This window comes from Aliiglaciecola sp. 2_MG-2023, assembly GCF_030548145.1.
GTDB classification, from domain to species: domain Bacteria; phylum Pseudomonadota; class Gammaproteobacteria; order Enterobacterales; family Alteromonadaceae; genus Aliiglaciecola; species Aliiglaciecola lipolytica_A.
This window is the reverse complement of sequence record NZ_JAUORY010000009.1, coordinates 64,543-87,559: the sequence shown is the minus strand read 5'-3', so window position 1 is coordinate 87,559 and position 23,017 is coordinate 64,543. Positions and strand designations below refer to the sequence as shown.

Genomic DNA, 23,017 nt, shown 5'->3' with positions numbered 1-23,017 from the left:
GATATCGTGATTCTTATAAACCATTTGAAGGAAGTAATTATGAAACTCACAAAACTATTGATTGCAAACATAATGGCGTTAACGCTTTTCAGCGGTTTGGTTCATGCCGAAGCAATTAGCTCTTCAAGCGTAATGCAAACTCAATCAACTCAATATAACAAACAACAAATTATTTCTATGTTTGATCGAGAAGAAGTGCAGAATAAACTCGTCGATTTAGGCGTTGAACAAAAAGACGCGCTAGCCAGAATTAATGCAATGACGGACAGTGAAATTAATCAACTGAATGCCCAGCTTAACGAAGCTCCAGCAGGTGGTATTGTAGGAACTATTGTGACTGTGCTTGTGGTTATTGCGGTATTAGATGTGTTGGGAATTACCGATGTTTATCCGTTCATTCGTCCAATCAACAGCTAACATAATATTTACCGGATGAAAAATATCACCTTGGTTGTGCAGTGGCTGCTATTGGTTGGCGCTTTCTGGCTAACCGGATGTCAATCGACGCCACAAGCGGACGCCTTGCAGGCGTCTGCGCCAACGGATATACCGAGTCAAAAGAATCTCGATGACGTTCCTTTTTATCCTCAGCAAGAATTTTACTGCGGGCCAACAACCTTATCTGAGGTGTTCGCCTATTATGGAGAGCAAGTCTCCGCTGAAGATATTGCGCCTAAGCTATTTATTCCTGAAAAAGAAGGCAGCTTGCAATTGGAAATGGTTTCAGCTGCTAGGCAGTATGGCTATTTAGCCTATTCTGGACGCGGAAATTTGGAACAATTACTTTATTCAATTGAGCATGATGTGCCTGTCATCGTTTTTCAGAACCAATCAATTTCTTGGTTGCCTATGTGGCATTATGCATTGGTCACTGGATATGATCTCGATAGTCAAACTATTCAGCTCCACACAGGGGTCACCGAAAGCCATACTATGTCATTTGAGCTTTTTGAGCGCCTATGGCAAAGGGGGAATTATTGGTATTTGATGCCCTTACCTGCGGGATTAACCCATAATAATTTGGACGCATTTAAATACACTAGTGCAGCATTTGACATGCTACAAACCGGCCAAGTGGAAGCCGGTTTAACAAACTTAATTGCTGCGACTAAACAGTGGCCTGAACAATGGCTGGGGTACTTTTTGCTTGCTAATCATTTCGCAGAGTTCGATTATCAACAGGCTAATCAATGGTTTTTCAAAGGTTGGCAGTATGGTAAAGATCAGGGTGCTTACCTAAACAATTACGCTTACTCTCTTGCCAATCAAGGATGCCCTGTACAAACGCGGCAACTGATGGAATACGCCTTAGACAAATTTCCAGATGATGATTTGCTAAAGCGCAGCTATGCTGAACTCTTAACAGAAACAACAGACACAAAAACGCCTGAAAATACTTCAGGCGCTCAGTGTCAATTACCTAGCTTAGTCGATTAAAAAATCTACTCTCTAGTGTAAACCACTTCTACATCGTAATCGTCATCGTCGTCATCAAAATCATCATCATCTTCTAAGTGATCATCTTGTTGTGTCTGACTGTGGTACGCATCCCATTTGAAGTTAACTTCTTCCTCAGACTCTTCCAAACTATCCATTTCATTTGGCAGTGTATCTAAGTAATTCATGACTTCGCGACAAACTTCGTCGGTGTTTTTCTTCTGGAATGCTGAGATTTGGAAACTTGGGCCATCCCAATCTAATGCTTCAATGATCTTATCGCAGATTTCTTTGGCTTCTTCTTCGAGCAACAAATCGATCTTATTGAAGACTAACCAACGTGGTTTAGCCGCCAATTTAGGACTGTATTTGTCTAATTCAGCAATAATTGCTTTGGCATTTTCTACCGGATCAGATTCATCAGCGGGTAATAAATCAATCAAATGTAACAGTACCCGACAACGCTCTAGGTGTTTCAAAAAGCGTATGCCTAAGCCAGCTCCATCTGCAGCTCCCTCGATTAATCCAGGAATGTCCGCTATCACGAAGCTACGTTGAGAATCCTGTCTTACTACCCCCAAATTAGGTACAAGAGTAGTAAAAGGGTAATCAGCAACTTTAGGTTTTGCAGACGATACCGAACGAATAAAGGTCGATTTACCGGCATTAGGTAACCCTAATAAACCAACATCGGCAAGCAACATCAATTCTAGACTTAACCAACGAATCTCTCCTGGAGAACCGTTAGATTTTTGTCTTGGGGCACGGTTGGTACTACTTTTAAAACGCGCATTACCAAGGCCATGGAAACCGCCTTGCGCCACTTTCAAACGCATACCGTGTTTGGTCAAGTCACCTAAAGCCTCACCAGTATCTTTATCGGTGGCTCTGGTACCTACGGGTACTTTAAGCTCTAAGTCTTCGCCTGCACGCCCTGTACAATCACTGCCTTGGCCATTTTTGCCACGTTCAGCACGGTGAAAACGTTCAAAGCGAAAATCAATTAAGGTGTTAAGGTTTTCATCTGCTACCAGATAAACGCTGCCGCCATCACCACCATCGCCTCCATCAGGGCCACCCCTAGGAACGTATTTTTCGCGGCGAAAACCGATAACGCCATTGCCGCCGTCTCCAGCTTCAACACGTATTTCAGCTTCATCTACAAATTTCATCTCACACCTCAATTAAGCTTACACGGGCCAAGTAATATATTACTCCGCCCCAACTTTTTTCTCTAGCAATAAAAAGCCCCGCAAGAGCGGGGCTTTTTCAATTTACTTGTTAGCTCGTCTTACTCTGCAACGATGCTTACATATTTGCGGTTCTTAGGACCTTTAACACCAAATTCAACTTTGCCATCAGACAATGCGAAAAGAGTGTGGTCTTTACCGATACCCATATTATCTCCAGGGTGGAAACGAGTTCCACGCTGACGAACAATGATATTACCAGCTAATACTGACTCGCCACCGAAACGCTTAACACCTAAACGTTTACTTTCTGAGTCACGACCGTTATTAGTACTACCACCCGCCTTTTTATGTGCCATTAGTTCGTACTCCTATTAAGCGTTTATACCAGTGATTTTCACTTCCGTGAACCACTGACGATGACCTTGGGTCTTACGAGAATGCTTACGACGACGGAATTTGACAATTTTAATCTTGTCACCACGACCATGAGAAACTACTTCAGCAGTTACTTTGCCGCCATCAACATAAGGCATACCAATTTTTACATCATCACCATTACTAACCATCAAGACATTATCGAACTCAACCGCTTCACCCGGTGCGACTTCGATTTTCTCAAGACGAACGGTTTGGCCTTCGGCCACACGGTGTTGTTTACCACCACTTTGGAAAACCGCGTACATATTTAACTCCGCTCTGCGCCCACGGCGCTACAATTCAAAAACAGGGCGCGAATTGTACGTGAACTGAACTATCGTAGCAAGCCTAAATCGTAATTATTTTGGTAAAAGCTCAGCTTTTTCCGTGAACAGCCATAATATTCGGTTACTTGACTAGATAGATCTGTGTTTTTATGTAGAATTGCACGCATATTAACATACCGTAAAAATGAGCCAATTAATTAATAATGGACTTAAATAACATACGCCGTCTTGCTGATCCTGACATGCAAGCTGTTAACGCCTTAATCCAATCCCAAGTGAATTCAGATGTGGCATTAATAAATCAATTGGGATTCTACATTGTTAACAGTGGCGGTAAAAGAATACGTCCACTTATTACGGTGCTTGCCGCCCGTGCAGTAGGCATTGAAAACCAGCAGCATCACACACTAGCAGCGATTATTGAATTTATTCATACTGCGACTCTATTACACGACGATGTAGTAGATGAGTCCACGATGCGAAGAGGAAGAGAAACAGCGAACGAACTTTTTGGCAATCAAGCCAGTGTGTTGGTAGGTGACTTTTTGTACACCCGTTCATTTCAAATGATGGTCGACTTAAAGCGTATGCGAGTGATGGAGATTCTTTCATCTGCGACAAATGTTATCGCTGAAGGTGAAGTCATGCAATTGATGAATTGCAATGATCCCAACACCAGTGAAGAAAGCTACATGGAAGTCATTTATAGTAAAACTGCACGCTTATTTGAAGCTGCTACTCTTTTAGCTGCCGTGATCACCGATCAAACGCCTGAAATTGAGCAAGCTATGCAAGATTACGGGCGCTACTTAGGCACAGCATTCCAGTTAGTTGATGATATTCTTGATTATGCCGCTGATAGCGACGAAATGGGTAAAAATGTAGGGGATGATTTGGCAGAAGGCAAACCCACTTTACCTCTGCTTTATGCTATGTGGAACGGTAATGAGAAACAAAAAGCCCTTATCAAAGAAGCAATTGAACTAAACAACGGCATGGAAAGTCTAGACGAGATTCTAGCCGCCATGGAACAAACTGGTTCATTGGTTTACACCAAACAAAAAGCGCTGCAAGCAGCTAATCAAGCAATTGAAGCCTTAGCGCCATTGCCTGATTCAGATTACAAAAAAGCACTTATTGGTTTGGCAAATATATCTGTAGAACGCGCCGCTTAACAATAGCGGCGTTTGCTCTAACAAAGATTTAAAGACTAATTTAAGCCCATTTCTCTGGTCATATTTTCATTCCGGTCGCGATGCACAATTATATTGTCCTCAATACGAATTCCACCGAAGGGTCTAAAAGCATCAATCACATCCCAATTTAGGTATTTGGACTGTTCAGTAGCACGTAAATCTGCCAACAAGCTATCTATGAAATATAAACCAGGTTCAATTGTGAAGACTTGTCTTGATTCGATAATACGAGTAGTACGAAGGAATGGATGCGCTTCAGGAGGAGGATTAGGCGTACCGCGATCATCCGCTACATGTCCAGCTACATCATGAACTTGTAACCCCAAAAAGTGGCCAATACCGTGGGGGAAAAAGGTCTTGGTTATGCCATTTTGCAAAATATCGTCTGCAGACAAGTTAACAATATTAAAACGGTTCAACAACTCAGCAATGTACTTGTGGGCAGCTAAGTGCACTTCAGTATAAGCCACACCTGGCTTTAATAGGTCAACCAATTTGAGAGTAACCTCATCCATTGCAGCGACTAACTCGGCAAAACGATCATCTTGTTGACTGTAAGTACGTGTAATATCTGCAGCGTACCCATGGAAACTTGCACCCGCATCAATTAAAAATGAACGAGATTTAGTGGGGGCAGCGGTTTCTTGCTCCATATAATGCAATATCGCGGCGTTTTCATTTAGCGCGACTATGTTGTTATATGGCACTTGATTGTCGCCTTGTTTCACCGCCTTTAAGTAAGCTTGATTAATATTAAACTCAGACATGCCACCTCTAAACGCCTGTTCAGCAGCTAAATGCCCTTTAACGGCCATTTGATTAGCTTGGCGCATACACAGCAATTCATAATCTGTTTTATAAGCACGATAATAATGTAAATAATGTAAGACTCTATCAGGGTTTACCATATCAAAGCCTAACGCTCTGGCGACCTCTAAATATTCCCCAATGTAAGCATACTTCTTCTTGTCGTACGGCAGATGTTTTTCTACGGCATCCGCCTGAGTCAATAACACTATATCAAATTCAGACGCCCAAAAGGCAGTAGGTTCTGGTGGCACCTTATGCCAGAAATCTTTAGGTCGATAAAAAATCAACTTGGGCTTATCGACACCATTTACGACCAACCAACAGTTTGGATTATCAATTATCGGCACCCAAGCTTTAAATTGAGGGTTAACATGAAATGGGTAATGATTATCATCCAAAAACATTCGCTTGCTTTGACCAGAGTGGATAATCAAGCCATCTATGCCCTCACGCAGCAAAGCTTCTTTAGTTCGCTTTTGCATTTCAATAATGTGGCTGGGATATAATTCAGAAAGTGTATGCATAGTATTTATCGGACTTCATATAGATTAGATTCAATGCAGCTAGATTAACATATACCAAAGGGAACTGGTCAACAAAGGCGGCGAAAGTTAATCTCTAAAATGTAAATCAATTTACACATTTATAACGTTTGCCCACCCAGTTGCATATTCGCTAGTTCATTGAATAATGGTGACTTTTTACCTAACTGCATTGCATAAATTTGCTGATACGCTAAAACTGCTTTCACATAGTTGCGGGTTTCTTTATAAGGTATGGTTTCAATCCAAACATCCATATCTACACTGTGATCTTTGGGGATCCATTTCTGCACTCGTCGCCAGCCAGCATTGTAAGACGCTGTGGCAAGCACCGGATTATTATCCATTTTGTCCATTAAGTAACGTAAATACTGAGTGCCATAGCCGGCGTTAATATCAGGATCAAAAAGCACGTTGGTTTTGAGTTGTTTTTTTGCCAAATAACGAGCCGTACCAGGTAATAGTTGCATCAGTCCTTTTGCGCCAGCACTGGAGTTCGCGTCTGCCATAAACGAACTTTCCCTGCGGGCAACGGCAAACGCCCAAGCAGGATCAACTTGATTGGCCTCAGAATGATTAACTAACTCCTCGCGATAGGCCATTGGAAAACGTCGTTTAATATCATCTAAATACCCGGTATTAGAAAAACCATAAATGGCCCGGTCATGCCAGCCCCAACTATCGGCTAAAACCGCAGATACCAGTTTTTGCTGTTGATTTAGCTGCGATTGCAGATGAAACCATTCTCGACGTGCAGAAGTAAAGCGTTCCAATTGAAGAAACTCGTAAGCCCGTTTCGCCGAATCCATATTGGCAATATGGTTTAAGGTTTGTTTATCAAATTCCAACGGACGATCTATAATTTGCGGTGTTTGCGCTAACTTACCACTAGCTAAAAAACCGTAATAATGGCGTTGCTTTGCCAACCATTGGTAATTTTGATTCGCACTTTCAAGGGCATTCATTTTTTCCAAAGCTCGGGCCTGCCAATATCTAGCACTCAGTTCAGTGCTATTTTTTTCCGGCATCTGTTCTATCACTTCCAATGCATGTTGCCAATTTCCGGTTTTCAACACGTGCGCTAAGTGCCAGCGAAATAACTGTTCGTCGGCATTTTCATGGCTGGCTTTTTCGAGCCACTCATCGGCTTTTTGATGTTCAGAAATCGCTAAAGCCACCGCAAATTTGCCAGCAAGATCATACTGCCGACTTTGCTCAACATCGAATTTTTTGAGTACCGATTGCCAAGTTTTAATCGCAAGTTCTTCATCTCGCCAAATTAGGCGTCCTAAACCATACTGAATAATATCCAGTTCTAATTCTGGGTGTTTTTTAGGGAATTTAGATAAATGGCTAACATAGTTGGGCGAGCGACGGACCCGTAACCACAAGTCAGCTAAATATTGCTGTTCAACCGGTAACAGCGTCTTTAAGTAAGGAATCAGGGTATGACTACCGCCATTTCCAGCCAACGCCAACCGCTTCAAAACCCGTTCTTGGGTTCTAAAACCAGCTTGCGTCCAAGCAGCAAAAACCTTATCACATTCATTTGGCTGTGATTTACCCACTACCCAAAGTTCAGATGCTTTTTTAAATACGCTTTCACGATTCGCAGGATCGGCTAATTGATACGTTAAATACTGACAGGTGAGCTCCACATTCGAGGTGGGTCGAAAATACTGCATGTATAAATCAGCATAATTTTTATTTTTTAAATAGGTTAACCATTTATAACGCAACGATCGGTCTAAAGGAGAACCTTCATATTGGGCTAAAAAAGTATCTATTTTGTCTTGATTAGCTAAATATGGATGGGCTTTGAGAGTTTGCTGCTCAATGTAAGGTTCTAACGGATAGCCTTTTAATTGTTCCCTTAAACGGCGATATTCCGCAGAGTTAGGTTTGGCCACCATATTTTCTAGCGCTTTAAACACGTTTCGTTGATGCGCTAAAGCATCGTCAACGGCAGACGCCGACGTTTGTGCTTGCAGGTGAGTGCTGAAAACCAAAAAAACGGCGAGCACTAAAAAGACATTTCGGAAAAAATAGTTCATAACAGTTGTCATAACTCCGAACAATAAATTACCTGTACAAAGCATGGCAAGTACTAACATGCTTTGTTCAAAAAATATTAATACATAAATAAATTGAATAATAGAGATCCGACCACATGTTATTATGAGCTCAGATTAGAGTTGAGAATAACTAGATCTTCGACAACAATTTACTGCTTAAGTGCAATAAATTACACAATTATAATTAGATTTAAAAACCCTACTAAATGGCTTTAAGTATTTTAGACGATTTATTCTACTTAACGAAAGCCATTTATTCTGCCTTAAACTGAAGGAGATAACGATGATTTTTGAAGGCAAAAGCCTTTGCGCGAAATTACTGGAAAATGGCCTCGCAGAACTGGTGTTTGATGCACAAGGTTCTGTGAACAAGTTTGACCAGCAAACCGTAAATGAATTAGATCAAGCAACCCAAGCATTAGCTAAAAATAGTGATATTAAAGGTCTTCTAGTTCGTTCAGCCAAATCTACTTTTATCGTTGGTGCAGACATCACCGAATTTACTAGTTTATTTGATATGCCCCAAGAAAAAGTGCTTGATTGGGTAGCTAAAACTTCTCAAGTATTTGATCTATTTGAAGATTTACCTTTCCCTACAGTCGCAGCAATAAATGGTTTCGCACTAGGTGGCGGTTGTGAAATGACGTTAGCTTGTGACTTACGTGTTGCCGACACCACAGCCAGTATAGGTTTACCGGAAGTAAAATTAGGGTTAATGCCTGGTTTTGGTGGCACGGTTCGCCTGCCACGTCTGATAGGCTCAGATAACGCCCTTGAATGGATGACCACAGGTCGCGACAGAAAAGCAGCGAAAGCCTTAGCTGAGGGAGCTGTTGATAGCGTAGTGGCACCAGAGCATTTAATTGAAGCAGGTAAAAGTATTTTATTAGATGCGATTGCTGGCAAATTTGACTGGCAAGCACGACGAGCTCAAAAGAAAGCACCACTTACACTTGGTAAAAATGAAGCCCTAATGAGCTTCTCAACGGCTAAAGCCATGGTCGCCGCCCAAGCAGGGAAACATTATCCTGCACCTCATATGATGGTTGATACGGTAACTAAAGCCGCAGGCCTTGACCGCGAAGGTGCGTTGAAGCTTGAAAATGAAGGTTTCACTCAGTTAGCAAAATCTGATGAAGCAAAAGCACAAGTTGGAATTTTCCTTGCCGATCAGTTAGTAAAAAGTAAAGGCAAAAAACAAGCAAAAGCTTCTACTAAAGAAATTAAACGAACAGCGGTATTAGGTGCAGGTATCATGGGTGGCGGAATAGCTTACCAGTCTGCAGTTAAAGGCACGCCTGTGATCATGAAAGACATCGCCCAACCGGCATTGGATCTAGGCTTAAATGAAGCAGCCAAAATCTTAGGTAAAGGTATGCAACGTGGCAAAGTCGATGCTGCCAAGATGGCCTCAACCTTAAACAATATCGTGCCTACACTAGAATACTCAGCCATTAAAGACGTGGACTTGGTAATAGAAGCCGTTGTTGAGAATCCTAAGATCAAAGGCATTGTATTGAAAGAAACAGAGCAAGCAGTAGCAGACGATGCGATCATTTGTTCTAACACTTCAACAATTTCGATCAACCAATTAGCCAAGAGCTTAGACAAGCCTGAACGCTTTTGTGGCATGCATTTCTTTAATCCAGTGCACAAAATGCCATTGGTTGAGATCATTCGTGGCGAAAAAACCTCTGAAGAAACCATTAATACAGTTGTAGCTGCCACTCTAAAAATGGGTAAAACACCCATTGTGGTTAATGATTGTCCAGGATTTTTAGTCAATCGTGTTTTATTCCCGTACTTCGCAGGTTTCAGCAAAATTGTCCTCGATGGGGCTGATTTTGTTGCCGTTGATAAAGTAATGGAAAAAATCTTCGGTTGGCCAATGGGTCCAGCATATTTGTTGGACGTTGTTGGTATGGACACTGCTGACCACGCCTCAAGTGTGATGTCAGACGGTATACCTGAACGTATGCAGAAAATTGGCGATGATCCAGTCACTGTTATGTATAAAGCTGAGCGACTTGGGCAAAAGAACGGCAAAGGTTTCTATAACTTTGGCGTAGATAAACGTGGTCGCCCTAGTAAAACACCAGCACCAGAAGCCTATGAGTTAATCAAACCTATTTGTGCCGAAACAAAAGACTTCGACAAAGATGAGATCATTGCGCGCTTAATGATTCCAATGGCCAATGAAATGATTCGTTGTCTAGAAGAAGGCATAGTAGGCAGTGCAGCTGAGGCTGATATGGCACTACTTTACGGCTTGGGCTTCCCACCGTTTAGAGGTGGCGTGTTCCGCTACATTGAAACAATGGGATTGAGTAATTTTGTTGCCTTAGCGGATAAATACGCGCATTTAGGGCCGATTTACCAAATCACTGACGGCGTTCGCGAAATGGCCGCTTCTGGTAAATCTTACTTTCAACTTTCAGCCTAAACTGACCCAAGGAGACTTAACATGAAAGACGTTGTTGTTATTGATTGCATTCGTACCCCTATGGGTCGTTCTAAAGGCGGTATTTTCCGTAACGTAAGAGCAGAAACTTTATCTGCTCATTTGATGACGAAATTATTGGAGCGCAACCCTGGTGTTGACCCAAGTGAAATTGAAGACATCATTTGGGGATGCGTACAGCAAACCAAAGAACAAGGTTTTAACGTTGCTCGTAACGCGCAACTATTGACCCAAATACCACGCACAACGGCTGCTGTGACAGTAAACCGTTTATGTGGTTCATCGATGCAAGCTCTTCACGATGCCGCTAAAGGTATCATGACTGGCATGGGCGATGTGTACATGATTGGTGGTGTTGAACACATGGGTCATGTCCCCATGAACTTCAACCTAGATTTTCACCCTGGCTTAGCCAAATATACTGCCAAAGCATCTGGCAACATGGGTATGACAGCTGAATTACTAGGTAGACAAAACGGCATTACTCGTGAAATGCAAGATGCCTTTGGTGCTCGTTCGCATCAGTTAGCACATAAAGCGCACTTAGAAGGTCGCTGGAATGAAATTGTGGCAACTGAAGGCCATGACGCTAATGGAGTATTGAAACTCATTGAGGCTGATGAAGTGATTCGTCCAGATTCCACTATCGAAACTATGGCGGCACTTCGCCCGGTATTTGATCCCGTAAATGGAACCGTTACAGCTGGTACTTCATCAGCGATATCGGATGGGGCCTCTGCGATGTTACTTATGTCTGCCGAACGCGCTAAAGCCCTTGGTTTAACACCTAGAGCTAAAATTCGTTCGATGGCAGTAGCTGGCTGTGATGCAGCGATTATGGGCTTTGGTCCAGTTCCGGCAACCAAAAAAGCACTTCAGCGTGCCGGTATGACCATGGACGATATTGAATTGGCTGAATTTAATGAAGCCTTTGCAGCCCAAGCACTGTCATGTATTAAACAGTTGGGTTGGATCGATACTTACGAAGACAAAGTTAACCTTAATGGTGGTGCAATCGCACTAGGTCACCCTCTTGGTTGCTCCGGTTCACGTATTTCCACAACCTTGCTTAATCTAATGGAAGCTAACGACAAGTCTGTTGGTCTAGCCACTATGTGTATTGGCCTTGGTCAAGGTATAGCTACTGTGTTTGAACGGGTTTAACACCCTAATAAACAAACCTTAGTATTGATTAAAAAACACCTAATGGGTTAGGCCCATTAGGTGTTTTTTTATGTCACTTCAACCCTTTGGGTTGTTGGAATTGTACAAACTCAATTACTGAATCAAGTTTACTTGTTGATTAGCCGTATCAGTTTGTAATCCAAAATGCCCTAACATATAGGTATAACTTGCGTCTTCATTCCAAATACTGCTGCTATGAACGCCCCCCACAGAACAAACACCTGTGCTACACACTATCTGATCGATGTTGCTTTTTATGGAGTATACTTTAGCACCTAAAGGCGTACCGTAGAGGCTATCTAGAAACGGACTTTGCACCGACAACCCATAATATCCGCAAGTAGAATTCCAAACATTAAATGGATAAACGCCGCATGACCAAAGTCCACGCACAGCTCCTGCAATACCAACAAATGTATCTACACTGCTCGATACCGCTAATTTAGAAATCTGTTGAGCTGCTAATGTGACTCCCATGGAATGGCCAATAACATCAATTTTCCCCGTACAAGAACTTGCTATGGCATTGGTGATGGCTTGATTCACTGGTGTTTCTTCACTCCCAGAGTGATTATTACAAACTGCACAGGATTTTGATCCCCAATCTGGGCGAAATATTTCTGACGATGAATAACCAGCATCGAGCAACAGCTCATAGGTATTGTCCCAGCTATCCGGAGACGCAGTATTTCCATGCACTAGCACAACAGCATCTTTGCAACTGCTTGCAAATGTATTAAAAGTGGCAAACGACATTAACATTACGAACAAAGTAAAATGAATTTTCATAGTTAGAACTCGTGAGTTAGTAGAGCCTCTATTTTTAGTTAATGAAATGTTAATTGGCTATAGTACTTTAGTGCAGCGCGGAAAAAACATTTTAAAATATGAGGTCTCATATGTTGCAGCCAATGGGCACTTGACCGAGCTTTAAAGTGAGCTCTGCATCGGGAAATATCAATAAAGCCAAACATTTTGTAAAGCATGCTTGACCTCAGCATAAAAGACATCTACACTTTCCATAAAGTAAAGTGTAATTTACTATATATCAAATGAGGCATACATATGAATTCCATAAAAAACGACTCTCAAAATATTAAGCAAAGAGGGAAATCAGCGACAAAGCAACTTTTCGTTTGGACATCTTGTTGGGTATTAAGCTTGGCGTTAGTGGCATTTGGCCCCAAATTTTTTTGGGATTATGCAACTACTTTCACGCTTATTGCTATTTTCATCAACCTTGGATTTGGTTTCAAAATGATAATCGCAAATAAACAACATTTAATCTGTATGGATGAAATGCAACGGAAGATACAATTGGAAGCGATGGCAATCTCATTGGGTGTAAGTATGGTCTTTGGAGCCATGTACGGATTGTTAGAAGCAGTACGCCTAATATCTCACTCTCCTAACCCGTCTAATATTTTATTTGTCATGGGGATAAGTTACGGCATTGCAGTGGCCATTGGTTATAGGAGATACATGTGAAAAATCGTCTAAAAGTATTGCGGGCTGAGCGTGACTGGACGCAAGCTGATTTAGCCGATGCATTAGATGTATCTCGGCAGACTATAAACGCAATTGAGAAAGGTAAATTTGATCCCAGTTTACCTTTGGCGTTTAAAGCTGCGAGGCTTTTTAGTATGCCCATTGAAGAAATATTTGATGATGAATATTCAGATTAACGCTGCTAGGTGCTGCCAGTTAACTTAGGGTTTAATATAGGTAATTTAGCTGCACCTTTTAGATAAATGAAGCACTAAAAAGTTAGTGCTTACATACCTATAAAATACCTTTGATACCCAATTTTTGAAAAGAAACGATATTTTCCAAAGATGGAAAAGCACTTAGTCGTATTTATCCATGTATTTTAATTAAGCGACACCATGAGAATTGGAGCACCAATTTATAATTTTGGGACATGAACTTATAATTTTGGGACAAGCAAAGTATTAAAATTGGGACAAAAAATTGTAATTCTGGGACATTATTAGCGTTTGCCAATGCATAGTTACATCTTATATACAGTCCGTTTACCCTAGTGTAAAGAGTCGTAAAGAAAGCGATACTTAAACGGTCAAAATTCCACCGCATCATAATCTCTTCAAGCTTTTAAGCTGAGCTAATTGCGGTACACTTGCGGCAAATTCCAGAACCCCCATTGAGAAAAGGAAAACCATCAGCTATGCCATTCCCTACACACCGATTCTACGAAGATGTTTTGGCACTTTTCAGTGCAGGTATATTCGTATCCTTAGGCGTTGTATTTTTCGGAACTCAGGGAATTTTAACGGGTGGTAGTGCCGGAATCGCAATCATAGGAACACATTTTGTACCCTTTAGTTTTGGTGTTGTGTTCTTTGTCGTCAACATCCCTTTTTATTTTTTAGCATGGACAAAGCTCAGTAAACGTTTCACCGTCAATACCTTTATCTCGGTAACTTTGGTGTCGCTAATGACAGAATATATGGATCACTTTATTGTCATTTCTGATCTTAACCCAGTGTTTGCGGCAACTGTAGGCGGCATGCTCATCGGTATTGGCATGTTGATCATGTTTAGACATAAATCAAGCCTAGGTGGGCTGGGAATTTTAGCTCTTTATCTGCAAAATAAATTTAATCTTCGAGCGGGTCACATTGGTTTAGTGGCTGATTGTATTATTCTGTTGTCATCGCTGTTGATGTTTGAATTCAATATCGTTGTATTGTCAGTTTTAGGCGCAGTTACGTTAAATATTTTAATCGCAGTAAACCACATTCCAGGTCGATACACTGCGACTAAAAAGGTAAAGAAGAAACAACCCGAAGCGACTGCTCAGCAAGAACTCATGTTTGATGAGACAATACAGTCTTCAGGTAATTAGTTTTACTATTTAAACCGCAAACAATTGTTGTAAATCATTAAACGCCTTAAATTCTAAAGCATTGCCGCTAGGATCAAGAAAGAACATTGTAGCTTGTTCGCCAACTTGACCGGCAAATCTCACGTATGGCTGAATAACGAAATCGGTATTGTGTTGTTGCATTCGCTCAGCTAATGCGTGCCAATCTTGCATACTCAACACCACGCCAAAGTGCGGTACAGGAACGGATTTATTATCCACTTCATTGGGTTTGGCTGCTGAGGGCATATTTTCAACCAAATGTGTAACCAACTGATGTCCAAAAAAATTCCAATCTATCCATTGTTCGCTTTGCCGTCCTTTCGAGCAACCAATAACCTCCCCATAAAAACGCTCAGCTTGTTGCAAATCGTCGACCGGAATAGCTAAATGAAAGGGACGGATATCACTGTCGTTCATTATAAAATCCTTTTCAAAATTGATAATTTGAATTTACTAAAAGGTGGGTAACGCAAACTAACATCAAATTTAAAACTACGCTCCATCACCGTTTTCAAATGGCTTAAACGGTCAAAGCCAGATTGACCATGATAACTTCCCATCCCACTATTACCGACACCGCCAAAAGGTAGGTCAGGATTGGTCATAAACATAAATCCATCGTTAACACAGACATTGCCAGCTGACGTCTGATGCAACACTTTTTGCGCATAATCATCGTTGTTTGTGTACACGTACAAAGCCAGAGGTTTAGATCGCTCGTTAACAAAAGGAATCGCTTGGTCAATTGAATCTAATGTGACTATAGGTAAGATTGGTCCAAATATTTCTTGTTGCATTAGCTCACTGTCTAACGGCGGATTAAGAACCAAAGTCGGCTCGAAGTAACCCGTTTGAATGTTTTGCTTGCCACCAAAAACCACATTTTGACCTTCTAAATAATTAGCTAAACGCTGAAAATGTCGTTGGTTGATAATTTTGCCATAATCTTTACTCGTTTCAGCTGCCGCCCCATAAAACGCCGTTATTTTTCTCTCAATCGCCACCAACAATTGGTCTGCTATGCTCTTATCAACCAGAACATAGTCAGGTGCCACGCAGGTTTGCCCGGCATTCATCCATTTACTCCAAACTATTCTCGCCGCAGTAACGTCAATATTCGCCGAATTATCGACAATGCAGGGACTTTTCCCTCCCAGTTCGAGTGTGACTGGCGTGAGGTGTTTAGCCGCAGCTGACATTACTATTTTCCCTACCGCTTCACCGCCGGTATAAAAAATGTGGTCAAATCGTTGGGCTAATAATTCTGTGGTTTCATCAACAGCCCCTTCCACCACCGCAAAGGCATTATTATCAAGGTATTCAGGAATGAGTTCAGCTAAGAGTTTAGACATGTTAGCGGCTAACTCTGAAGGTTTTAGAACGGCACAATTACCCGCTGCTATCGCTGCCACCAAAGGTGCAAGAAGCAATTGAAAGGGATAATTCCAAGCACCAATGATTAAAATAGTTCCAAGGGGTTCAGGCAAGATATAACTTTTCCCCGGTTGCGCCCCCAGTGGAGTAGATTTCTTTCGGGGTTTCATCCATTTTTTTAAGTGCTTAAGAGTATGTTGAATATCTCCTAGCACAAAGCCTAATTCAGATATCCATGCTTCTGTTTTACATTTCCCCAAATCTTGTTCTAGGGCTGCAAGTAAAACATCCTGTTTCTCATGGATTAATAACTCCAGTTGCTTGAGCTGCTCTACTCGCCACTGATACTCTTTACTGTAGCCACTGGCAAACACTTCACGTATTCCCAACACTAAGTCCTGAATATCGCTAGATTGCGCAGGTTTTCCAGTATCTTGACTGGCAGTATTCATAAGCACCTCATAAAATTTTCAAGTATCTATAACTACACATGTAGCTATAACCGAATTATGCAATGGTTATGATGAATTATTGTTAATAATTGCGCCATAAAAAAAGCCGCTTAAAAGCGGCTTTATGATAGCGAACAACAAGGTTTATGCAGAAAATGGATGACGTAAAATAATCGTCTCGTTTCTGTCAGGGCCTGTTGAAATAATATCTATTGGTACCCCAGTGATTTCCTCAATACGCTTAATGTATTTTTGCGCAGCGTCTGGTAAATCATCATAGTTGGTTACACCATAGGAGTTTTCGCTCCAACCTGGCATAGATTCATAAACAGGTGTGATCAATTCGTAATCATCTGCAGCCATAGGAGGCACGTCTTTTACTGAGCCATCAGCCTGTTTGTAACCAATACAAATCTTCAATTCTTCTAAACCATCAAGCACATCTAGTTTGGTTAAACAGAAACCTGTAATTGAGTTAATTTGAACAGCACGTTTCATGGCTACAGCGTCAAACCAACCCGTACGACGTTTACGACCTGTAGTCGCACCAAACTCGTGGCCTTTGATACCAAGATGTTGACCAACTTCACAATCTAATTCAGTTGGAAAAGGCCCTGAACCAACTCGAGTGGTGTAGGCTTTTACGATACCTAGTACATAATCTAGATTAAGAGGACCAAAACCAGAACCGGTTGCCACACCACCGACAGTGGTGTTCGATGAAGTCACATAAGGATAGGTACCGTGATCGATATCGAGTAAAGTTCCTTGTGCCCCTTCAAACATAATGGCATCACCACGCAATCTGGCTTTATCCAATACGTCAGTGACATCAACAACCATTGATTTTAATACGTCGGCTACCGCTAGGGCATCTTTTAATACGGTATCAAAATCCACAGGTTCAGCTTTATAATACTGAGTCAGTACAAAGTTGTGATATTCAAGAATTTCTTTCAGTTTAACAGCGAAGTCTTCAGCATTAAACAAATCTCCCACACGTAAGCCGCGACGAGAAACCTTGTCTTCATAAGCTGGACCTATACCACGACCAGTTGTGCCTATTGCTTTAGCTCCGCGCGCTTCTTCTCGAGCCATATCTACAGCTATATGGTAGGGAAGAATTAACGGGCAGGCTTCACTGATAACCAAACGCTCTTTTACCGGGATTCCTCGGTCTTCAAGCATTTTCATTTCTTTAAATAACGCTTCTGGACTCAACACCACACCATTACCTATGACACAGGTAATATTGTCGCGTAAAACACCGGAAGGAATTAAGTGAAGAACGGTTTTTTCGCCGTCGATTACGAGCGTATGACCTGCATTATGTCCACCTTGATAACGGACAACATAGGTCGCTTGATCTGTGAGTAAATCTACTACTTTACCTTTACCCTCGTCACCCCATTGGGTACCGAGCACTACAACATTTTTAGCCATTGAAGAAAAACTGTCAGGAAATTAGGCGTGGATTCTACCAAAATTTGTGTTGATAAATCATCCGTTTTTTCAATTTCTCTGGGGTTTATTGCTAACTTATCGTAATTTTTCAGTAAAAAGATGTTTGCAGCGTCTAAAAACAACAAATTTACACACTTTTCGCCATTTTATTTTTCAAGTAGGAAGAACAGGCTGACTACACCTATAGTCACCATCACACCACCAATAGTGCGAAGTTGTTCATTTGGTTGAGTGGCAATTTGATAGATATAACTTTTCCAACGTTTAGGAAACAACATAGGTCCAATACCCTCTATCACGAGGACTAGCGAAAAAGCGATAAGTATAGTGTTGCCCAAAGTCACTTCCCTATGAATTAGTTAATCTTTAAGAATTGACATTGCGCTGATAAAAAAGGGTCAAAGGTAAACAGTGTCAATAATTTGCGACACCTAGTATGCCTTATATTGACTAAAATTAAACGACGTAATCATATTAAATTGGAATTAAAAAACATTTACTTATATTTATAAATCAATTGTTTGTCGCATATTTATGGACACCTTCAGGGTTAAATTTGTAACCGACGCCCCAAACAGTTTGCACAATTTGCGGGGAAGTAGCATCTTCTTCAATCTTAGCTCTAAGACGGTTTATATGAGAATTCACTGTGTGTTCATAACCACTGTGATGGTATCCCCAAACTGACTCAAGTAACTGACTGCGACTGAAAACCTGATTTGGGTGACTGGCCAAATGAAAAAGTAACTCAAATTCTGTAGCGGTGAGATCCAGGGCTGCATTATCAAACAGTACTAAGTGATTTTTTTGATTAATCACCAAACTACCTATGGTCAATGGTTTATCAGTTTCAGGTTCGATGTAACGACCGGCATCAGCTAGCAGTGCGACTTTTCTGAGCTGCGAACGCACCCTTGCTTGTAATTCCCTAACGCTGAAAGGTTTTGTCATGTAGTCATCGGCACCTAGCTCCAACCCTAATACACGATCAGTTTCTGAGTTTTTTGCCGTTAACATGATAATCGCTTGTTGAGGTTTCTTATCTCTGACCTGACGACAAATATCCAATCCACTTATCTGTGGCAGCATGACATCTAAAATCATTAACGAATAATCATCGTTAAGTGCACACTCTAAGGCAGCTTTACCATTATCAATATGCGTAGTTTCAATGCCTAATTCGGATAAATTAAGTCGAATCAAATTTGCAATATCGTTATCGTCTTCTACCAAGAGCACATTATCTGTCATTTTACACTACCTAAAAAATACAAAGTTAACTCTAGCATCTTGCAATTTACTAGAGCTCGATTGACTAGAGTTAACTGAGTGTAGCCCTATTATTCGATTCGAGTCACACTAATACTGATTACAGGGTTGTCGAATTTATGTTGAGAATCCAACACCGATGTGGCTAAGTTATCAGCTGAAGTAACCACTCCAGGATGCATTGCTACGTAATCAACATCGTCGCGCGCATCTTCAAAACCGACACCACCATCAGCAGGTCCAGGAATAGTCCCAGCAGCTTCAGAATTACCTTCAGTGCCCGCGTCATATGCAGCCATTGCGCCTTTCCAAGTATCTCCAACAGCTAATTGAGATAAATCCCAAGCATTAAGACCGGTAAAAGCATCATTTGTATTCACTAACATTGTCGCAACGGTTAGTTTAGCATCGGTGACGTCCTCTATATTCACTTCAAAGGTTTCACTAACACCAGGACCTACAGGTGCATCACCAGAGGCAGAAGCTAAAACCATGGGTAAACCAAGCAGGCTTGAGTTGTCGCCAGATTCAGCCATAGTTTCTAACTCAACTGACGCAGAATCACCAATCATCCAAAGGTTATCATCTGAGTGCAGTATTACAGCAATCGGTGATAGTGGCTGTCCATTGGTTAGATTAGTTACCGTAACTTGATAAGTCACATCCACGGCCACAGGCGGTAATGGGGTTTCAGGATCATCGTCATCATTACAGGCAACTAAACCAAGAGTAATAGAGGCAAGAATAGCCAAACGTAGCGGCTTGTTTTTAAATAATTGCAACATAACAGCCTCCTAGTTTACGGTTACAGTAACTTTGGCAACCGGGTTTAACCAACGATGAATGCTATTCACTATATCGCTTGTACCACCATCCGTTTCTGCATCCCCGATATTACCTCGGTGAACGTGAACGGTACTGTTCGACTCTTCACTCGTCACTCCAGAACCATTGCTGCCTAATAGCGGGTCAAGTGGAGGAGGCACAGGCATACTAGTACGCAATTCGTCATTTGCTTCTGTACCAGCATCATAAGCATTTAAGTAGAAAGTATAGGTTCCAGCTTCGCTAGGAATAGGCCAATTATCGAGTCCAACAAACCCATCATTGGATGGCAAAATCATTCCGGTAATAGATAATACTGTATTGGAATCATCAGTAGTAAGAGCTGTGCTTATAGATAATGATGGGGCGAGTAAACCACCAGCGGGGTCGGCTACCATATTGGCATTAACCGAAGTTCCGATACTCATTAGCCCGTCTAAACTTCCCATCTCAGCCATAGCTTCAATTTCAGCAGAAGCAGTTTCACCTAATTCAAACAGACTAGCTTCAGGCGTATGCGCAGCTACTAGTAAAGGAGTGAAATAGATACCTTGGGTAAGATTTTGGATTTCAACGGTAAGGTCAGCAGACCATGCAGGTTGCATAGCAACGGTCAGTAGGCTAGCGGTAAGCATTTTAGTACTTGTTTTCATAAATTTTCCTCGACAATAAGTTAGTTGACGAGAAGAATTCTGGACGGAAATTATCCCGAAAGTATCACGAAAGAATGACGAAACCTTCAAATCATCATCAAATGCGAGAAATTTCCAGTGAATTACGGTTTTTTACAAATAGCAGTTTTTATTCAAACCAGTTAGTTGGTTTATTTTGCAAACACCACTCAATCATATCTTCAACCGCTATCGGCCTACAAACATGGTAGCCCTGCACCCAATCACAGCCCCACTTTCTTAATAATTTAAGGGTTTCTTGGTTTTCGACTCCCTCGGCAATAACACCTAAGTTAAAGTTATGCGCCAATTCCAATATCGTTTGTACAATTTGTTGATCACTGCTTTGATCTGCCAAGTTTAAAACAAAGCTCTTATCAATTTTGAGTTCGGAAACCGGCAATTGTTTCAAATAGGCCAGTGAAGAATAACCAGTACCAAAATCGTCGATCGCTAATGAAAACCCGACTTCTCTGAATTTATTTAATTCTATTACTGCTTTTTGTGGATCGGCGACCAAATCACTTTCTGTGATTTCAAATGACAATTGGCTTGCTGCCACTTTATAGTGTTTTAAATGACGCTCGACAGCACCAAGTAAATTTGGATTAAGGATATCTTTAGCAGACAAATTAATGGCAATACAAATATCCAGCCCACTCTCAGACACCCGCTTTGCATCCATTATCGCCGTGCGAATCACGTAGTCGGTTACCTGTCCAATAAGGCCTGCTTGTTCTGCAATACCAATGAATTCATCGGGCGGCACAAATCCTAACGACTTGCTGTTCCAGCGAATCAATGCTTCGGCGTGGGTTACCTGACCTGTTTTTAAGTCTAATTTTGGTTGGTAAACCATGTTTAACTCAGATTTAGCCGACACCAGTGCATATTTTAGTTCTGATATTATGGCTAATCGTCGGGTATAACGTTTTTCAAAATCGTCTTGGTACTTAACGAGTAAGCTAGGAGATATACGCGCTTCATCCAATGAAATATTGAGTCGTTTAAACACACTTTCGGTATCGTCACAGTTTTCGGGACAACACAACATGCCCATTGCCAATTTAATATTCATCACAACTTCATCAATTATGATCGGCAATTCGATTTCTTTTTGGATATCTTTTAGTTTTTCCAGTGACAAAGGAGTTTCAGGGATCCACAAAAACTCCCCACCATTCAATCTTGCACTTTCGCCACCGAGTTGTTTAAAACGACTGGCAATGGTCTGTAGACAGTCGTCGCCACTTTGATAACCGAAAATATCGTTAACACCTCTAAAACCTATAATGTTGGCTCCAATAACTTGAAACTGTTGATTGGTCGCAAACTTTTTAGCTATCACATCTCTGATCTGGTACCTATTTTGTAAATCTGTCAGCAAGTCATGGCTGGCTTGATAACTGATTTGTTTTTGCCGTTCATGAATATTGGCTTGCATAGTTTGAAAGGAAGACGCCAACTCATCAATTTCAACGGTGTTAGCCTTTATATCAATGGGCTGTTCATAATTTCCGGCCGCGATTTTGTGTGCCACGAAAGACAACTTCCCCAAAGGCTTGGATAATTTTCGTGCCACCAGCGCACCAAGTATTAAAGCTAAAAGCACACTTAACAATGCAATAACGCTTACTTTGATTTGCAATTGATTGAATTCGCCAAACAATCGTTCAGAATCTTCTGACATCATGGCCCATATCTGACCGTTTTCTCGTTCCTTCAGCAAAAATGACTTAGATATGATTTGATGCTCTGGCATAAAAGACAATTTAAACCAAGAAATATCCTGGTTTTCAAACATTACACTAGCGTCAACAGCTTCTTTAGCTAAGGTGGAGGTGACAAACACTTGTTGTTGGTCACGATAGACTTTGATGGTGGCATCTAACTGGGTAATACTTTTCATCAAATCCAGTACACTTCTATCTATTTCAAAGCCCACCAGAGCGACAGCTGGTGCCCCAGGAACTCTTACCCGCAATAGTATTGCTTGATATAATTTATCATTTATCAGCAAAATTTCGCTAGCACCACCTTCATAAACAGCTTGTTCTATAAATTGCGGAAAAGGAAATTCATTGCCTACAATTAAACGCCCAGAGGTACTGTTGGTAACAGTGCCGTCAAGAGATATCAGGGCCATTAAATCTGCTGAAATACGCTTTGTATGATTACTCAGAACACTATCAATAGTTGGACTATCTTGACTACCTATAGCAGTTTTGAATCCATAATCAGAAGTGAGTACCTCAGCTGAACTAATCAACAGGTCCTCTCTGGCATCAAGTACTTGGGTAAATACTGATTCGGCGACTTTAAGATTATTTGCTAACTGCAACTTCGCTTGGTCAATCGTTGATATCCAAACGTTGGTCAGAATGGCGATCGCACACAGCAACACCAACCCACTTGATAACCTAAAAATATGTTGTTTTAACGATTTAACCGACATCAAATAACCACTTTTCC

22 protein-coding genes are annotated in these 23,017 nt (G+C 41.3%); 8 read left to right on the top strand and 14 right to left on the bottom strand.

Going from position 1 to position 23,017, the window contains the following annotated elements:
- Nucleotides 1–39 precede the first annotated feature (39 nt).
- Entirely contained in the window at nt 40–417 is a 378-nt protein-coding gene (locus Q4567_RS11305) for a PA2779 family protein (RefSeq protein ID WP_216049062.1), read from the top strand.
- 15 nt (nt 418–432) lie between these two features.
- On the top strand, nt 433–1,437 hold the full coding sequence (locus tag Q4567_RS11300) for a PA2778 family cysteine peptidase (RefSeq protein ID WP_303500453.1): 1,005 nt from the start codon (nt 433–435) through the stop codon (nt 1,435–1,437).
- Between the two features lie 5 nt (nt 1,438–1,442).
- Here Q4567_RS11300 and cgtA read toward each other — a convergent pair whose 3' ends face one another.
- The 3 genes from cgtA to rplU form a co-directional block, all read right to left on the bottom strand.
- The gene (gene cgtA, locus Q4567_RS11295; RefSeq protein WP_216049064.1) at nt 1,443–2,609 is read right to left on the bottom strand and encodes an Obg family GTPase CgtA; all 1,167 of its coding nucleotides are present in this window, start codon (nt 2,607–2,609) and stop codon (nt 1,443–1,445) included.
- Between the two features lie 119 nt (nt 2,610–2,728).
- A complete protein-coding gene (gene rpmA, locus Q4567_RS11290; protein ID WP_216049065.1) occupies nt 2,729–2,986 on the bottom strand; it encodes a 50S ribosomal protein L27 in 258 nt (85 codons plus the stop codon).
- A gap of 15 nt (nt 2,987–3,001) precedes the next feature.
- A complete protein-coding gene (rplU, locus tag Q4567_RS11285) occupies nt 3,002–3,313 on the bottom strand; it encodes a 50S ribosomal protein L21 (RefSeq protein WP_216049066.1) in 312 nt (103 codons plus the stop codon).
- A gap of 224 nt (nt 3,314–3,537) precedes the next feature.
- On the opposite strand from rplU, the gene ispB reads away from it, so the two are divergent.
- Nucleotides 3,538–4,509: an octaprenyl diphosphate synthase gene (gene ispB, locus Q4567_RS11280; RefSeq protein WP_216049067.1), complete on the top strand. Its 972-nt coding sequence runs from the start codon at nt 3,538–3,540 to the stop codon at nt 4,507–4,509.
- 35 nt (nt 4,510–4,544) lie between these two features.
- On the opposite strand, the gene pepQ is transcribed toward ispB, so the two are convergent.
- Both pepQ and Q4567_RS11270 read right to left on the bottom strand, forming a co-directional pair.
- Nucleotides 4,545–5,864: a Xaa-Pro dipeptidase gene (gene pepQ / locus Q4567_RS11275; protein ID WP_216049068.1), complete on the bottom strand. Its 1,320-nt coding sequence runs from the start codon at nt 5,862–5,864 to the stop codon at nt 4,545–4,547.
- A gap of 119 nt (nt 5,865–5,983) precedes the next feature.
- On the bottom strand, nt 5,984–7,936 hold the full coding sequence (locus Q4567_RS11270; RefSeq protein WP_216049069.1) for a lytic transglycosylase domain-containing protein: 1,953 nt from the start codon (nt 7,934–7,936) through the stop codon (nt 5,984–5,986).
- A gap of 304 nt (nt 7,937–8,240) precedes the next feature.
- On the opposite strand from Q4567_RS11270, the gene fadB reads away from it, so the two are divergent.
- Together fadB and fadA are read left to right on the top strand one after the other, a co-directional pair.
- Entirely contained in the window at nt 8,241–10,400 is a 2,160-nt protein-coding gene (gene fadB, locus Q4567_RS11265) for a fatty acid oxidation complex subunit alpha FadB (RefSeq protein WP_303500449.1), read from the top strand.
- 21 nt (nt 10,401–10,421) lie between these two features.
- Nucleotides 10,422–11,582, top strand: a complete 1,161-nt coding sequence (gene fadA, locus Q4567_RS11260; RefSeq protein WP_216049071.1) for an acetyl-CoA C-acyltransferase FadA — start codon at nt 10,422–10,424, stop codon at nt 11,580–11,582.
- Nucleotides 11,583–11,696: 114 nt separating this feature from the next.
- On the opposite strand, the gene Q4567_RS11255 is transcribed toward fadA, so the two are convergent.
- A complete protein-coding gene (locus tag Q4567_RS11255) occupies nt 11,697–12,392 on the bottom strand; it encodes a triacylglycerol lipase (protein ID WP_216049072.1) in 696 nt (231 codons plus the stop codon).
- A gap of 276 nt (nt 12,393–12,668) precedes the next feature.
- On the opposite strand from Q4567_RS11255, the gene Q4567_RS11250 reads away from it, so the two are divergent.
- The 3 genes from Q4567_RS11250 to Q4567_RS11240 all read left to right on the top strand — a co-directional run bounded on the left by Q4567_RS11250 (nt 12,669) and on the right by Q4567_RS11240 (nt 14,469).
- Nucleotides 12,669–13,091, top strand: coding sequence for a DUF2178 domain-containing protein (locus Q4567_RS11250; RefSeq protein ID WP_216049073.1), 423 nt, complete (start codon nt 12,669–12,671; stop codon nt 13,089–13,091).
- Nucleotides 13,088–13,288 carry a helix-turn-helix transcriptional regulator gene (locus Q4567_RS11245; protein WP_216049074.1) on the top strand — a complete coding sequence of 67 codons (201 nt, stop codon included), beginning with the start codon at nt 13,088–13,090 and terminating at the stop codon, nt 13,286–13,288. Before Q4567_RS11250 ends, Q4567_RS11245 begins: the two co-directional genes overlap by 4 nt.
- Nucleotides 13,289–13,788: 500 nt before the next feature.
- Nucleotides 13,789–14,469: a YitT family protein gene (locus Q4567_RS11240; RefSeq protein ID WP_216049075.1), complete on the top strand. Its 681-nt coding sequence runs from the start codon at nt 13,789–13,791 to the stop codon at nt 14,467–14,469.
- 9 nt (nt 14,470–14,478) lie between these two features.
- Here Q4567_RS11240 and Q4567_RS11235 read toward each other — a convergent pair whose 3' ends face one another.
- From Q4567_RS11235 to Q4567_RS11200, 8 genes are all read right to left on the bottom strand, one after another.
- The gene (locus tag Q4567_RS11235; protein ID WP_216049076.1) at nt 14,479–14,907 is read right to left on the bottom strand and encodes a VOC family protein; all 429 of its coding nucleotides are present in this window, start codon (nt 14,905–14,907) and stop codon (nt 14,479–14,481) included.
- Nucleotides 14,907–16,316, bottom strand: coding sequence for an aldehyde dehydrogenase family protein (locus Q4567_RS11230; protein WP_216049077.1), 1,410 nt, complete (start codon nt 16,314–16,316; stop codon nt 14,907–14,909). The genes Q4567_RS11235 and Q4567_RS11230 overlap by 1 nt, the downstream gene beginning before the upstream one ends.
- 144 nt (nt 16,317–16,460) lie before the next feature.
- Nucleotides 16,461–17,759: an adenylosuccinate synthase gene (locus tag Q4567_RS11225; protein ID WP_216049078.1), complete on the bottom strand. Its 1,299-nt coding sequence runs from the start codon at nt 17,757–17,759 to the stop codon at nt 16,461–16,463.
- A gap of 167 nt (nt 17,760–17,926) precedes the next feature.
- On the bottom strand, nt 17,927–18,118 hold the full coding sequence (locus Q4567_RS11220) for a DUF2065 domain-containing protein (protein ID WP_216049079.1): 192 nt from the start codon (nt 18,116–18,118) through the stop codon (nt 17,927–17,929).
- A gap of 175 nt (nt 18,119–18,293) precedes the next feature.
- On the bottom strand, nt 18,294–19,031 hold the full coding sequence (locus Q4567_RS11215) for a response regulator transcription factor (RefSeq protein WP_216049080.1): 738 nt from the start codon (nt 19,029–19,031) through the stop codon (nt 18,294–18,296).
- Nucleotides 19,032–19,120: 89 nt separating this feature from the next.
- On the bottom strand, nt 19,121–19,834 hold the full coding sequence (locus Q4567_RS11210; protein ID WP_216049081.1) for a spondin domain-containing protein: 714 nt from the start codon (nt 19,832–19,834) through the stop codon (nt 19,121–19,123).
- Nucleotides 19,835–19,843: 9 nt separating this feature from the next.
- Nucleotides 19,844–20,527: a spondin domain-containing protein gene (locus Q4567_RS11205; protein WP_216049082.1), complete on the bottom strand. Its 684-nt coding sequence runs from the start codon at nt 20,525–20,527 to the stop codon at nt 19,844–19,846.
- A 148-nt stretch (nt 20,528–20,675) separates the two neighbouring features.
- Complete coding sequence (locus Q4567_RS11200) at nt 20,676–23,000, bottom strand: EAL domain-containing protein (protein ID WP_216049083.1); 2,325 nt, start codon at nt 22,998–23,000, stop codon at nt 20,676–20,678.
- Nucleotides 23,001–23,017: the final 17 nt, after the last annotated feature.

Coding starts and splice junctions, on each gene's coding strand:
- Q4567_RS11305 (WP_216049062.1), top strand. CDS start 40: ATGAAACTCACAAAACTATTGATTGCAAACATAATGGCGTTAACGCTT.
- Q4567_RS11300 (WP_303500453.1), top strand. CDS start 433: ATGAAAAATATCACCTTGGTTGTGCAGTGGCTGCTATTGGTTGGCGCT.
- cgtA (WP_216049064.1), bottom strand. CDS start 2,609: ATGAAATTTGTAGATGAAGCTGAAATACGTGTTGAAGCTGGAGACGGC.
- rpmA (WP_216049065.1), bottom strand. CDS start 2,986: ATGGCACATAAAAAGGCGGGTGGTAGTACTAATAACGGTCGTGACTCA.
- rplU (WP_216049066.1), bottom strand. CDS start 3,313: ATGTACGCGGTTTTCCAAAGTGGTGGTAAACAACACCGTGTGGCCGAA.
- ispB (WP_216049067.1), top strand. CDS start 3,538: ATGGACTTAAATAACATACGCCGTCTTGCTGATCCTGACATGCAAGCT.
- pepQ (WP_216049068.1), bottom strand. CDS start 5,864: ATGCATACACTTTCTGAATTATATCCCAGCCACATTATTGAAATGCAA.
- Q4567_RS11270 (WP_216049069.1), bottom strand. CDS start 7,936: ATGAACTATTTTTTCCGAAATGTCTTTTTAGTGCTCGCCGTTTTTTTG.
- fadB (WP_303500449.1), top strand. CDS start 8,241: ATGATTTTTGAAGGCAAAAGCCTTTGCGCGAAATTACTGGAAAATGGC.
- fadA (WP_216049071.1), top strand. CDS start 10,422: ATGAAAGACGTTGTTGTTATTGATTGCATTCGTACCCCTATGGGTCGT.
- Q4567_RS11255 (WP_216049072.1), bottom strand. CDS start 12,392: ATGAAAATTCATTTTACTTTGTTCGTAATGTTAATGTCGTTTGCCACT.
- Q4567_RS11250 (WP_216049073.1), top strand. CDS start 12,669: ATGAATTCCATAAAAAACGACTCTCAAAATATTAAGCAAAGAGGGAAA.
- Q4567_RS11240 (WP_216049075.1), top strand. CDS start 13,789: ATGCCATTCCCTACACACCGATTCTACGAAGATGTTTTGGCACTTTTC.
- Q4567_RS11235 (WP_216049076.1), bottom strand. CDS start 14,907: ATGAACGACAGTGATATCCGTCCCTTTCATTTAGCTATTCCGGTCGAC.
- Q4567_RS11230 (WP_216049077.1), bottom strand. CDS start 16,316: ATGAATACTGCCAGTCAAGATACTGGAAAACCTGCGCAATCTAGCGAT.
- Q4567_RS11225 (WP_216049078.1), bottom strand. CDS start 17,759: ATGGCTAAAAATGTTGTAGTGCTCGGTACCCAATGGGGTGACGAGGGT.
- Q4567_RS11215 (WP_216049080.1), bottom strand. CDS start 19,031: ATGACAGATAATGTGCTCTTGGTAGAAGACGATAACGATATTGCAAAT.
- Q4567_RS11210 (WP_216049081.1), bottom strand. CDS start 19,834: ATGTTGCAATTATTTAAAAACAAGCCGCTACGTTTGGCTATTCTTGCC.
- Q4567_RS11205 (WP_216049082.1), bottom strand. CDS start 20,527: ATGAAAACAAGTACTAAAATGCTTACCGCTAGCCTACTGACCGTTGCT.
- Q4567_RS11200 (WP_216049083.1), bottom strand. CDS start 23,000: ATGTCGGTTAAATCGTTAAAACAACATATTTTTAGGTTATCAAGTGGG.